Here is a 12817-nt window from a genome sequence, read left to right on the forward strand (position 1 = left end):
CCGGCACCCCCGCCGCCGACGATATCGCCTACCAGACCGCCGGGATCACCCGGGACACGGTGCTCTACACCGCCGACGGGGAGGACGTGGTGGCCGACGAGTATCTGTACTGGCTGCTCAACGCCATTGCCCAGGCCAAGAACAGCGGCTACCTGGCTGACGATACCGCCTGGGAGGAGGAGATCGACGGCACCCCCACCAGCGACTACCTGAAGAAGATGGCCCTGGACAACAGCAAGCTGTACGCCGTGGCCCTGAGCAAGGTCAACCAGGAGGGGGTCACCCTCACCGACGAGGACCGGCAGACCATCACCAGCCAGATGGAGAGCATGGCCTCCACTCTGGAGATGTACTACGGCGTCACCCTCCAGGAGTACCTGGACCAGCAGTGTATCTCCCAGGCCGCCTATGAGAAGCTGGCCTATGAGGTCCCCATGCTGGTGGGCGAGCTGCAGACCAAGTACACCGAGGCCGGGGAGCTCACCCCCACCGACGAGGACATGCAGAACATGATCGACACCGAGGGCATTTACAGCTGCAAGCACATCCTGCTGGCCTTCCCGGAGAATGAGGACAACAGCGCCGTCACCGACGCGCAGAAGGCCGAGGTGAAGGCCCAGGCCGACGCCCTGCTGGCGGAGATCCAGGGGGCGGCCGACCCCATCGCCGCCTTTGACGCCGCCATGAACGAGCAGAGCGACGACGGCCGGAACCCGGAGACCAACGAGCTCTACACCCCGGAGGGCTACACCTTCCTGGCCGACGGCTCCATGGTGGACGGCAGCGGCAGCCTGGTGAGCCCCTTCGTCCAGGCGGGCATGGCTCTGGCGGAGGGCGAGCTGAGCCAGCCGGTGGAGACCGACTACGGCTACCACATCCTGCTGGGCCAGAGCGCCGACAACGAGGATACCCGGGCGGTGTATCCCAACTACGCCATGAACCGGCGCATCGACCAGTGGATGGCCGAGGCCAAGGTGGAGACCACCGCCGCCTATGACGCCCTGGACCCCAAGGCCTTTTACGACAACATGCTGGCCCTTGCCGAGCAGTGGCAGGCGGAGAAGGAGGCCGAAGCGGCCGCCCAGGCCAGCGCCAGCCCCGCCGCCAGCGAGGCCCCTGCGGAGAGCGAGCAGCCCGCCGCATCTCCCTCCGCATCCCCCGCCGCCTGACCGGCAGACCCGCCCCAGCCCGCCAAAAAAGTATGTACGGCTTTTTTGGCGGGCTGTTTTTATTGCAACAATAGTTTGGAAAAAAGTAATTATAATTGGTAGTAAAAATCCAAAGTTGTGTCAGTCTATATCTATAGTTTTGCAGGCGGGAACGGGAGGCACAATGGAGGAGCGGAAAAAGAAGCAGTGGCTGGTACAGGTGGGAAACCGGGTGTGGAACTGCCGCACCCAGCTGCACATGAGCCGGGAGAAACTGGCCGAGGGGCTGGACATCACCCCCCAGTACCTCAGCGACATTGAGCAGGGGAAGAAGTGTATGTCCATGTCCATCTTTGTGGAGCTGAGCCAGGTGCTGGGGGTCAGTCTGGACTATCTGGCCTACGGCGTGCTGCCGGAGGACCCGGCGGTGGACCGGCTGGAGCGGCACCTGCGCCAGACCACCCCCCTGGACCGGGAACTGGCCGCCCGGATGCTGCTGCTGGCCCTCCAGGCCGCCGAGGCCATGGGGCCGGAGGAGTAGCGGTGGGCGCCAAGCTTCGGGTGCTGGTGGTGGAGGACGACCCCGGTACCCGTACCCTGCTGGCCGCCGCCCTGACCCGCCTGCCGGGGGTGGAGCTGTGCGCCGCCGCCGCCGACGGACTGGAGGGGCTGGAGCTGTTGGAGCGGCTGCACCCCGACGCGGTGCTGCTGGACCTGATCATGCCCTGCCTGGACGGGCTGGGCTTTCTCCGGGCCCTGGACCGGAAGCGGCGGCCGGTGGTGGTGGTCACCTCCCAGGCGTCCAATCAGGCCCTGATCCGCTACGCCCTCTCCCTGGGCGCCAGCTATTACCTGGTAAAGCCCCTGAATTTCCAGACCCTGCCCCCGCTGCTGGAGGGCCTGTGCCTCCAGCCCCTGGTCCAGCGTGGGGTGGATCTGCTGGAGGCCATGGGAGCCAGGGGCCGGGGGGTGTGGGCCGCCGCCCGGGCGGCCGCCGTGCTGGCCCGGGACGAGACCGCCCTGCTCAAACAGGCCTACGCCCCCACCATCGCCGCCGAGCAGACCAACTACGCCGGGGTGGAAAAGAACATCCGGTCCATGGTGGACAAGCTCCATCAGGCGTCCTCCCCCGGCTATCTGGCCCTGCTGGGGGACTGTCCCGCTGCCCGCCCCAACAACCTGGCCTTCCTCCAGGCCCTGGCCAGGGCTCTGAGAGAGAGCAATTGAAGATTCTTTTTGCCCCCTGCCGGATTTCCCCTGTATCCGTCAGGGGGGTTTGCTATACTTGTCCACAGAAAAAAACTGGATGGACAAGGAGGGAGGACCATGGCACAGCGGCATGGACAGAGCTCCGGGCAGGTCCTGAGCGAGCTGGGGACCGACGGGGAACGGGGACTGAGCCGGGAGGAGGCGGAGCGCCGCCTGGCCCGGTACGGACCCAACCGGCTGGAGCAGACCCGCCGCCGGAGCATCCTGCTGCGGCTGCTGGGGCAGCTGAAGGACCCCATGATCCTGGTGCTGCTGGGGGCGGCGGGGCTGTCCCTGTGGGCCGGGGGCGGGGAGGACTGGCTGGACGCGGCCATCATTCTGGGCATTGTGGCGGTGAACGCCTGCATATCCCTGTCCCAGGAGGACAGCGCCCAGCGGGCCCTGGAGGCCCTGCGGCAGCTGTCCGCCCCCCAGGCCCGGGCGGTGCGGGGCGGCCGGGAGATCCGGCTGGAGGCCCAGGGCCTGGTGCCCGGGGATATCATCCGGCTGGAGGCGGGGGACCTGGTGCCCGCCGACGGCCGGCTCCTGGAGTGCGCCGGGCTGGAGACCGACGAGAGCGCCCTCACCGGCGAGTCCGCCCCGGTGGCCAAGGAGGCCTGCGGCCCCCTGCCGGAGGACACCCCCCTGGCCGAGCGGAAAAATATGGTGGCCGCCTCCACCGTGGTTACCCGGGGCCGCTGCCGGTGCGTGGTCACCGCCACCGGCATGGACACCGAGGTGGGCCATATCGCCGGTCTCTTGCTGGAAAAAGGGGAAAGCAAAACTCCTTTACAGAAAAAGATGGCGGAAATTTCCGCCACCCTATCCTTTCTCTGCCTGTGCGTGTGCACCGTCATGTTTGGGGTGGGGGCCCTCCAGGGCAGGGATCTGCTGGGTATGTTCCTCACGGCGGTGAGCCTGGCGGTGGCCGCCATTCCCGAGGGCCTGCCCGCCATTGTCACCATCGTGCTGGCCATGGGGGTGGGCCGGATGGCCAAGCGGCGAGCCATTGTAAAAAAGCTGCCGGCGGTGGAGACGTTGGGGTGCGCCGGGGTGGTGTGCTCAGATAAGACGGGCACCCTGACGCAAAACAAGATGACGGTTACCGAGGTGTGGACTCTGGGGCGGGGACAGCGGGAGCTGGCCCTCACCATCGGAACGCTGTGCGGGGACGCCGCACTGACCTGGCGGGGGAAAACTCCGGTGTGTACCGGCGACCCCACCGAGGCGGCCATTACCACGGCGGCGGCCAAGGCGGGGCTGGACAAAAACCGGCTGGAGGCCCAGTTTCCCCGGAAGGGGGAGCTGCCCTTCGACTCCCAGCGCAAGCTGATGAGCACCATCCACGCCCGGCCCGGCGGGGGCTTCCGGGTGCTGGTGAAGGGGGCCCCCGACGTGCTGCTGCGCCGGTGCCGCCTGTCCCACGGGGAGGCCGAGCGCATCGCCGCCCGCAACGAGGCCATGGCGGGCCGGGCTCTGCGGGTGCTGGGGGTGGCCTGCCGGGAGGTGGAGTTTCTCCCCCGGGAGCTGACCAGCCGCACCCTGGAGCAGGAGCTCACCTTCGTGGGCCTCATCGGCATGATGGACCCGCCCCGGCCGGAGGCCCGCCAGGCGGTGGAGGAGTGCTTTACCGCCGGCATCCGGCCGGTGATGATCACCGGCGACCACAAGCTCACCGCCGTGGCGGTGGCCAGGGAGCTGGGCATTTACCGGCCGGGAGATCTGGCGGTCACTGGGGAGGACCTGGACTTTTTGCCCCAAAACGCCCTGGAAGAGGAGGTGGAGCGGTTTTCGGTGTACGCCCGGGTGTCCCCGGAGCACAAAATGCGCATAGTCCAGGCCTGGCAGGCCAGGGGAAAGGTGGTGGCCATGACGGGGGACGGGGTAAACGACGCTCCGGCCCTGAAAACCGCCGACATCGGCTGCGCCATGGGCCGCAGCGGCACCGACGTGGCCAAGGGTGCGGCGGACATGGTGCTCACCGACGACAACTTTGCCACCATTGTCTCCGCCGTGGAGGAGGGGCGGGGGATCTACGCCAACATCAAAAAAGCCATTCACTACTTACTCTCCTGCAACATCGGGGAGATTTTGACCATCTTCTGCGCCACCGCCCTGCGCTTTCCCCAGATGCCCCTGACCCCGGTGCAGCTTTTGTGGCTCAACCTGGTTACCGACTCCCTCCCCGCCCTGGCCCTGGGGGTGGAGCCCGCCGAGGAGGGGAGCATGAACCAGCCCCCCCGGGACGCCAAGGCCTCCCTCTTTGCCGGGGGCTTTGCCTTCCGCCTGGCCTGGCAGGGGGTGATGGTGGGGGCCCTCACCCTGGCGGCCTGGTTTTTGGGCTGGGCGGTGCTGCCGGAGGGGGGCGCCGGGGCGGCCAACACCATGGCCTTCGCCACCCTCACCCTGTCCCAGCTCTTCCACGCCTTCGACGTGCGCAGCGAGCGGGCCTCTCTGTTCCACATCGGCCTGTGGTCCAACCCCGCCATGAACAAGGCCTTTCTCATCGGCCTTGCCATGCAGCTGGCGGTGCTGCTGGTGCCGCCCCTCCAGCTGGTGTTCGGTACCGTGCCCCTCACGCCCACCCAGTGGGGGGCGGTGGTGGGCCTGGCCCTCACGCCGGTGGTGGTATGCGAGGGGACCAAGGCGGCGGTGCGCAGCCAGTCCCGCCGGCCCCCCAAATCCAGGCCCGCCCGGCGGGAGCCCGCCCGGGTATGAAAAAACCGGCGGACGCGTCGCGCGTCCGCCGGTTTTCTGTGTTTGTTTACTGGTTCTGGGTCTTGCGCCACTCGTTGAGCACCGCGCAGAACACCAGGGAAAGGAAGCTCTCCTCCTGGTTGGCCGAGCGGGAGGTGAGGGCGATGGGCACCTTGGCCCCCACCACCGCGCCGCAGGTGACGGCGTGGGCGTGGATGAGCCAGCTCTTCACCAGGGTGTTGGCGGCAATCAGGTTCTGGGCGATGATGCCGTCGAAGCCGCCGCCCGCCCAGGGGCAGTCGTAGTGCTTCAGCCGGCAGGCCTCCTTGGAGATGATCAGGTCGTAGGCGATGGGGCCCCACAGCTCGCAGTCGGCGAAGGGGTGCTGCTTCTGCTCGGTGACCAGGCGCTGGGCCTCGATGGTGTCGGGCATATGGAAGTTCACGTTTTCCACCAGGGCCATCAGAGCCAGCTTGGGATTCTCATAGCCGAAGGCCTTTAGAGCGTCGGCGGTGTTCTTGATGATAGCCCTTTTCTGGGTGGGGTTGGGATTGACGATCACCGTCATGTCCGACAGGGCCAGCAGCTTGGGGTACTCGGGGATGGAGGCCAGGGACACATGGCTCATGAACCGGTCGGTGCGCAGGCCGTTTTTCCGGTCCAGCACCGGCATCAGGAAGTCACGGGTAGGCAGATTGCCCCGCATCAGGATGTCGCCGTCGCCGGAGTGGATGATGTCGATGGCGGCCTGGGTCACGTTATGTCCCGGAGGGGTGTCCACCATGGTATAGGGCTCCTTGTCCAGCCCCAGCTTCTCCAGCTGCACCATGGTGCGGGCCCGGTCGCCCACCAGCACCGGCTGCACGAAGCCCTCCTTCTGGGCCTGGAACACGCCCTGGAGCATGTTCTCGCCGTCGGAGCCCGCCAGAACCACCCGCAGAGGGGAGTTGAGTTTGGGGACCCGGCTGATAATATTGTCAAAATTTTTCAGTTCCATGGGAAACACCCCTTCTTCTTTTCGTTCAGAGCCCGCCGTCTGGGGGCAAATTCCATTATACTGGATAGTACAACGGAATACAAGGAGAATTTCGGGGGAAAACCGGCCAAACGCACAAAACGCCCGCTGAAAAGCGGGCGTTTTGCTGGCTGACTACTCAATCCACCGGGCGGATCAGGATGAAGGGGGTGAGCTCCCGGGACTGGCCCGCCGGGTTGTCCCGGATCAGGCCCTTCAGGGTCTCCTCGTCCAGGGTGATGGAGGAGGCCTTGCCCAGAATCTCCACGTTCAGGTCGTTGGCGTCCACGATCATGGCCTGCACCCCGGTGGCGGCCTCGATCTCGTCGCACACGCCGCCGGGATTTTCCGGGATGCGGATGCCGAACTCGCCGTACTCCTGGAACTCATGGTCGTAGAAGCCGTCCAGGCCGGAGACCTCCTGGCCCACCATCTCGTAGAACACGCCCCGCTTGCCGAAAAGCTTGCCGATGCCGGCGCAGAAGGCGGCCCAGATGACGAACAGGGCGCCCCGCTCGTTGATGGCGAACTGCATCTTGTAGGGACTGTCCACCCCGATGCCGGCGGAGGAGTGGGAGGCGAACCGGGACAGGAACCGGGCCAGCCGGCCCACCTTCATGTCCTTCTTGTACACCACCCGCTTCTGGCACAGGCCGATGATCTTCTCGCTGGAGGAGAGCAGGTCGCCTGGCTGCCACAGGGGCTTGACGTACTTCTCCACCAGGTCGATATAGCTCTCGCCCACCTGGACGAAGTGGGTGTGGATGGCGTGGCGGGCGTAGGTCTTGCCGTTTACCTCTATGTTGACGCTTTTTCCCTCGTTGGCGTGGAATTCCATAGCAGAAAACCCTCTTTTTCGTTATAGTCCCCATTATTATAGCCACCTGTGAGGGAATGTGCAACATAAAGTTTCCTCAGATCCCCTTGTTCTGGGGGATATCCGGCAGGGAGTCGAAGCCCTTCTGCAGATCGGCGTCGGTGGGGATATAGTCGGTCATCTTGCCGCTGAGGTAGTTCTCATAAGCGGTCATGTCAAAGAACCCGGTGCCGGTGAGGCCGAAGAGGATGGTCTTGGCCTCCCCGGTCTCCTTGCACCTGAGGGCCTCGTCAATGGTCCCCTTGATGGCGTGGGAGGACTCGGGGGCGGGGAGGATGGTCTCGTGCTTGGCGAAGAACACCGCCGCCTCAAAGACCTTGGACTGCTCGTAGGCCACCGCCTCCATATACCCGTCGTGGTACAGCTTGGACAGGATGGGGCTCATGCCGTGATACCGCAGGCCGCCGGCGTGGTTGGGGGCGGGAATGAAGCCGCTGCCCAGGGTGTACATCCGGGCCAGGGGGGTGACCTTGCCGGTGTCGCAGAAGTCGTAGGCGTACTTGCCTCGGGTGAGGGAGGGGCAGGAGGCGGGCTCCACCGCCACGATGCGGGGGTTCTTCACGCCCCGGATCTTGTCTGCCACGAAGGGGGCGATGAGCCCGCCCAGGTTGGATCCGCCCCCGGCGCAGCCCACCACGATGTCGGGATATTCCCCCAGCATCTCCATGGCCAGCTTGCTCTCCAGGCCGATGATGGACTGGTGGAGCAGCACCTGGTTGAGCACGCTGCCCAGCACATACCGCTTGGAGCTGCCGGTGGTGGCGGCCTCCACCGCCTCGGAGATGGCGCAGCCCAGGCTGCCGGTGGTGTCCGGATTTTCCGCCAGAATCTTCCGGCCCACCTGGGTCAGCGTGGAGGGGGAGGGCACCACGTCGGCGCCGAACACGTGCATCATGGCCTTGCGGAAGGGCTTTTGCTCATAGGAGCACTTGACCATATACACGTCGCAGGACAGGTCGAAGTAGGCGCAGGCCACGCTGAGGGCGGTGCCCCACTGGCCGGCGCCCGTCTCGGTGGTCACCCCGGACAGGCCCTGCATCTTGGCGTAGTAGGCCTGGGGGACGGCGGAGTTGAGCTTGTGGGAGCCGGAGGTGTTGTTGCCCTCATATTTATAGTAGATTTTAGCCGGGGTGCCCAGGGCCTTCTCCAGGTCGTAGGCCCGGATCAGGGAGGAGGGGCGGTACATCTTGTAGATATCCAGCACCTGCTCCGGGATGTCAATGAATTCGTGGGTTTCGTCCAGTTCCTGCCGGGCCAGCTCCTCACAGAAGATGGGGGCCAGGTCGGCCTCGGTCACCGGCTGGAGGGTGCCGGGGTGGAGCATGGGGTCGGGCTGCTCCTGCATCACCGCCCGGAGGTTGAACCACTGCTGGGGCATCTGGTCCTCGGTGAGAAACAGCTTGTGGGGGATCTTCGTCATGTTCATACACTCCTTTTTCTGGTTTTGCGGGAGAGGGCATGAAAAAACGCCCTCGTCCCAAGATTCTCTGGGACAAAGGCGTAAAAACCTCTGCGGTGCCACCCGGATTGACGCAATGCGCGCCCACTCACTTTCCCATGCCTGTCAGCATAGGCTCCCCTGATAACGGGCGGAGTCCCCGTCGCGCTACTCGGCTGCCCTTTCGCTGTGCCCTCGAAAGTCCATTCATCCGGACGCCGCCTGCCGCGCTCCCACCACCCGCGGCTCTCTGTGAGGCATAGATACCGGACTACTCCTCTTTCTCATCGGTTTGTCGATTTAATTTGCTACAGTATAACCGACGCCCGCGCTCCTGTCAAGTCCCTTTTTCCATGGGTATAAATATCCGGCCCGCCGCCATACTACAACAAGAGATCCAAGCGAAAGGAGGCGGACGCCATGGCGGCAGACAGCCGGGAAAAGACGGCGCCCCATCCCCGCAGAGAGCCCCGGTACGACGGCCCCCTGACCCCCCAGCGGCTGGAGGAGATCTTTCAGGACTGCGTGGACTTCACCCGCCGCCCGGTGGCTCTGGAGGGGGAGAGCGCCTGTACCCTGACCCTGTGCTATCTGGGGGGCATGGTGCGCATGGAGCGGGTGAGCGACTATGTGCTCCGCCCCCTGGCCCAGGACCAGGGGCTGCGGCAGTGCCGCACGGCGGCGGAGGCCATGAAGCGGATGGAGTCGGGGGCCCTGTACAACCTGGGTGTGGCCCGGCGGACCCAGCTGGACCGGGGGGTGTTTGACCTGGTGGAGGGCTGGTGCCTGCTGTTTTTTCCCGGGGAATCGGAGGCCCTGTCCTTCTTCGTGGGCACCGAGGAAAAGCGGTCCATCAGCGCCCCCGCCAACGAGACGGTGCTCAAGGGGGCCAGAGACAGCTTTGTGGAGAGCGTGCGCACCAACACCAGCATCGTCCGCCGCCACCTGAAGGCCCCCGAGCTGCGCATCCGGGAGGAGCGGGTGGGGCGGCAGTCGGCCACCCTGGTGGACGTGCTCTATCTGGAGGGGCTGACCAACCCCCAGCTGGCAGAGGAGCTGCTGGAGCAGCTGCGGGATATCGACATCGACGGGGTGTTTGCCACCGGCAACATTGAGGAGTATATCGTCCCCGCCGCCCACACCCCCTTCCCCCTGGTGCAGTACACCGAGCGGTCCGACCGCTTCTGCGCCGGGCTGACCCAGGGGCGGGTGGGCCTGCTCATCGACGGCATCCCCCTGGGCTACCTCACCCCGGCGGTGCTGGGCAACTTCCTCCAGACCCCCCAGGACAAATCCTCCGGCTGGCTGCTGGCCACCACCCTCACCCTGCTGCGCTACCTGTGTATGCTCCTCACCCTCTTTCTCCCCGCCCTCTACGTGGCCATGGTCACCTTCCACCAGGAGATGATCCCCACCCGGCTGGCCCTGTCCATCATCGCCGCCAAAGAGAACGTGCCCTTCCGTTCCGGCTTTGAGGTCATCGTGCTGCTGCTGGCCTTCGAGATCCTGCAGGAGGCCGGCCTGCGCCTGCCCCAGTCCATCGGCCAGACCGTGTCCATCATCGGCGGCCTGGTGGTGGGCTCGGCGGCGGTGGAGGCCAAGATCGTCTCTCCCGCCGTGCTCATTGTGGTGGCCATCGCCGGCATCGCCGGGTACACCATGCCCTCCCAGGAGCTCTCCGGCGCCCTGCGGCTGTGGCGGTTCCTGCTGGCCCTGCTGGCCGGCGCCGCCGGGCTGTTCGGCGCGGTGATGGGGGGCGCCGCCCTCGTTGTCCACCTGGCGGGGCTGGAGAGCTTCGGGGTGCCCTACCTGACACCCTTCGCGGTCAGCGCCGGGAAGGAGGCCAGAGAGCACGTGTTCCTCCGCCAGCCCCTGCCCCAGGTGAAGGACCGGCCTCCCGCCCTCCACCCCCTGAACCGGAGGAAGCAGCGATGAGGCGGGCCGTGAGATTGCTGCTGGCGGCGGCCCTGCTGCTCCCCCTGACCGGCTGCGCATCTCTGTCCCTCACGGGGTTTTTGCCCTACGGCCGGGAGATTGAGGACATGGAGCTGGTGCGCACCCTGGGGGTGGACGGGGATGGCTCCGGCGTCACCGTCATCGGCTCCGGCGGCACCCAGGAGGGGGAAAACGCCAACCTGGTGACCGGCCAGGCGGACACCATCAGCGCGGCCGTCCTCACCATGCAGTCCCAGGGCTCCTCCTACCTCTACTTCGGCCACGTGGGCCAGCTGCTGCTGGGGGAGGAGCTGGCCCGCCAGGGGGTGACCCCTTCCCTGGACTACGTGCTGCGGGACGTGGAGATGCGTCTGGAGACCGCCCTCTACCTGGTGCGGGACGGAACGGCGGGTCAGGCCATGAAGGCCGCCGCCCAGGACGGCTCGGCCACCGACCGGCTGGAGGCCCTGGCCGAGGACGTGGGCCTCACCGCCGACACCATGACCCGCTCCGTAAAGGAAGTGCTCTCCGATCTGGAGGACCGGGGGGCCTCCTTCGCTCCCGCCCTGGCCGCCGACGGCTCCCTCACCGCCGCCGGGTATGGCATTTTAAAGGACGGCTCCCTGACGGCCTGGGCCGACCGGGAGGCCGCCCTGGGCATCAACCTGATCCTCAGCCGGGTGGACGCCGACGTGGTGGAGCTCACGCCGGAGGGGGAGAGCCCCGCCGCCCTCCGGGTGGTGGGGGCCCGCAGCGTGGTCCGGCCGGTCTTTACCGGGGACACGCTCACCGGACTGCGGGTGGAGTGCCGGGTGGAGGCCAACCTGGCGGAGGGAGCCCCCGCCGAGGATGACGGCCGGCGGCAGGCCCTCTGCGACGCTCTGGCAGAGGTCGAGCGGGAGCGGATCCAGGCCGCCCTGGACCTGGCGGGGGAGGTCAACGCCGATTACCTGGGCCTGTGCCGGGCGGCGGCCCTGCTGGCCCCCTGGCACAAGGCCGACCTGCTGAACGGGGTGGAGATGCGGGACCTGACCCTCACCGCCCGGGTGGAGGCGGTGGTCCAGCGCAGCTACCACGCCGACGGCTGACACTATATATAATTGAGAAGTGAAAGGAGGAGTCCCATGGACCAGGACCGCGTTTCCCTGCGGCAGCTGCTTACCCTCACCTTTGCTGCGCTGCTGTCCCCCGCCATCCGGATCCTCCCCGGCCGCACGGCGGAAATCGCGGGGGAGGGGGGCTGGCTGGCGGCGGTGGCCGCCCTGCCGGTGCTGCTGGGACTGTGCTGGGTGCTCTTCGCCCTGCTCAAAGGCAAGGGGCTGGGCCAGACCGCCCTGGAGGTGCTGGGGCCTGTCCTAGGCCGGGTGGTGGTGGCCCTCTATCTCCTGTGGGGCCTGTTTCTCCTGGCCGCCAACGCCCGGCTGGTGGCCCTGCGCTTTCTCACCGTCAGCTACCGCAACGCCCCGCTGCCTCTGTTCCTGGCGGCGCTGCTGGCCATCACCTTCTGGCTGACCATCAAGCCGGTGCGGGTGCTGGCCCGGGCGGGGGAGGTGTTTTACCTGGCTCTGGCCATCGGGCTGGGCCTCTCCCTGGCCATGGGGGCCTTCCAGATGGACCCGGGCCGGATCCTGCCCCTGTGGGGGGAGGATCTGCCCGCCATCGGCGCCGCCGCGCTGCCGGTGCTGGGCCTGCTGGGCTATGTGGTGTTCGCCGCCTTTCTGGGGGACCGGGTGGTCCCCCGGCCCGGCGGTCGGAAAAAAGCCATGGGGTGGGCGGTGGGCCTCTGCCTCACCCTCACCGCCCTCCAGGCGGTGTGCCTGGGCAACTTCGGCCCCGGCCTGTCCATCCGCATGAACACCCCCTTTTTTATGATGGTAAAGGGCATCGGCATCGCCGGTACCTTTCAGCGGGTGGAATCGGTGATCCTGGCCCTGTGGGTGCTGGCCGACCTGGCCCTGCTAGGTCTGCTGGCTGCCGCCTGCGCCGCCATGGTCCGCACCCTGCTGCCCGTCCAGGGGCGCAAACGAGTGGCCCTCCCCCTGGTGCTGCTGGCTCTGGCGGGGGCGCTGTGGCTGTTCCCCGACGCCTTTTTCCTCACCCGCACCATGGAGCGGGCGGCCCTGGCGGGCAACCTGGTGATGGGGTTTGTGCTGCCCCTGGCCCTGCTGGCAATCAAAAAACTGCGGCGCATGGAATAAGACGCCTATATCTTGTGCATCCTATGGAGGAGGAAACCAGCTATTTAGTTGTTTCCGGCCACCGGCAAAAAAACGCGGGAAAAAATCAAAAAAGATGTTGACAAAACGCCCCTCCGGTGGTATTCTATCTGAGCGCCTTGCGAGAGGGCACCGAAAACTGAAGAATTTGGAAGAGACCGAGGCAGAACCTGGACGGACTTCTGAATGAGATCAGAAAAAAGTGCTTGACAAACTCAAGAGTGCGTGGTAAAATAAACGAGT

10 protein-coding genes are annotated in these 12817 nt (G+C 66.3%); 7 read left to right on the forward strand and 3 right to left on the reverse strand.

All coding sequences use genetic code 11. From position 1 onward, the window contains the following. The 4 genes from B5F88_RS16685 to B5F88_RS16700 form a co-directional block, all read left to right on the forward strand. A partial coding sequence (locus B5F88_RS16685) for a peptidylprolyl isomerase (protein WP_087348326.1) occupies window positions 1–1169 on the forward strand: 1169 nt, incomplete at its 5' end. Between the two features lie 163 nt (window positions 1170–1332). After that, window positions 1333–1689, forward strand: a complete 357-nt coding sequence (locus B5F88_RS16690) for a helix-turn-helix transcriptional regulator (RefSeq protein WP_087348328.1) — start codon at window positions 1333–1335, stop codon at window positions 1687–1689. A gap of 2 nt (window positions 1690–1691) precedes the next feature. Then, window positions 1692–2375, forward strand: coding sequence for a response regulator (locus B5F88_RS16695; protein ID WP_087348330.1), 684 nt, complete (start codon window positions 1692–1694; stop codon window positions 2373–2375). 99 nt (window positions 2376–2474) lie between these two features. Next, window positions 2475–5114, forward strand: a complete 2640-nt coding sequence (locus tag B5F88_RS16700) for a cation-translocating P-type ATPase (protein ID WP_087348333.1) — start codon at window positions 2475–2477, stop codon at window positions 5112–5114. Window positions 5115–5160: 46 nt separating this feature from the next. Here B5F88_RS16700 and B5F88_RS16705 read toward each other — a convergent pair whose 3' ends face one another. The 3 genes from B5F88_RS16705 to B5F88_RS16715 form a co-directional block, all read right to left on the reverse strand. Then, window positions 5161–6090, reverse strand: a complete 930-nt coding sequence (locus B5F88_RS16705; protein WP_087348335.1) for a phosphate acyltransferase — start codon at window positions 6088–6090, stop codon at window positions 5161–5163. Between the two features lie 157 nt (window positions 6091–6247). Beyond that, window positions 6248–6946 (reverse strand): F420-0--gamma-glutamyl ligase, encoded by a 699-nt coding sequence (locus B5F88_RS16710; protein ID WP_087348337.1) that lies wholly within the window; start codon window positions 6944–6946, stop codon window positions 6248–6250. Window positions 6947–7022: 76 nt separating this feature from the next. Further along, window positions 7023–8405 carry a TrpB-like pyridoxal phosphate-dependent enzyme gene (locus tag B5F88_RS16715; RefSeq protein WP_087348339.1) on the reverse strand — a complete coding sequence of 461 codons (1383 nt, stop codon included), beginning with the start codon at window positions 8403–8405 and terminating at the stop codon, window positions 7023–7025. A gap of 438 nt (window positions 8406–8843) precedes the next feature. On the opposite strand from B5F88_RS16715, the gene B5F88_RS16720 reads away from it, so the two are divergent. From B5F88_RS16720 to B5F88_RS16730, 3 genes are read left to right on the forward strand one after another with little or no spacing between them, the layout of a single operon-like run. Further along, on the forward strand, window positions 8844–10358 hold the full coding sequence (locus tag B5F88_RS16720; protein WP_087348341.1) for a spore germination protein: 1515 nt from the start codon (window positions 8844–8846) through the stop codon (window positions 10356–10358). Continuing rightward, window positions 10355–11446 carry a Ger(x)C family spore germination C-terminal domain-containing protein gene (locus tag B5F88_RS16725; RefSeq protein WP_087348343.1) on the forward strand — a complete coding sequence of 364 codons (1092 nt, stop codon included), beginning with the start codon at window positions 10355–10357 and terminating at the stop codon, window positions 11444–11446. Before B5F88_RS16720 ends, B5F88_RS16725 begins: the two co-directional genes overlap by 4 nt. 36 nt (window positions 11447–11482) lie before the next feature. Then, on the forward strand, window positions 11483–12556 hold the full coding sequence (locus tag B5F88_RS16730; protein WP_087348345.1) for a GerAB/ArcD/ProY family transporter: 1074 nt from the start codon (window positions 11483–11485) through the stop codon (window positions 12554–12556). Window positions 12557–12817 lie beyond the last annotated feature (261 nt).

The sequence above is a fragment of the Flavonifractor sp. An306 genome (assembly GCF_002159455.1).
Lineage (GTDB): Bacteria > Bacillota > Clostridia > Oscillospirales > Oscillospiraceae > Flavonifractor.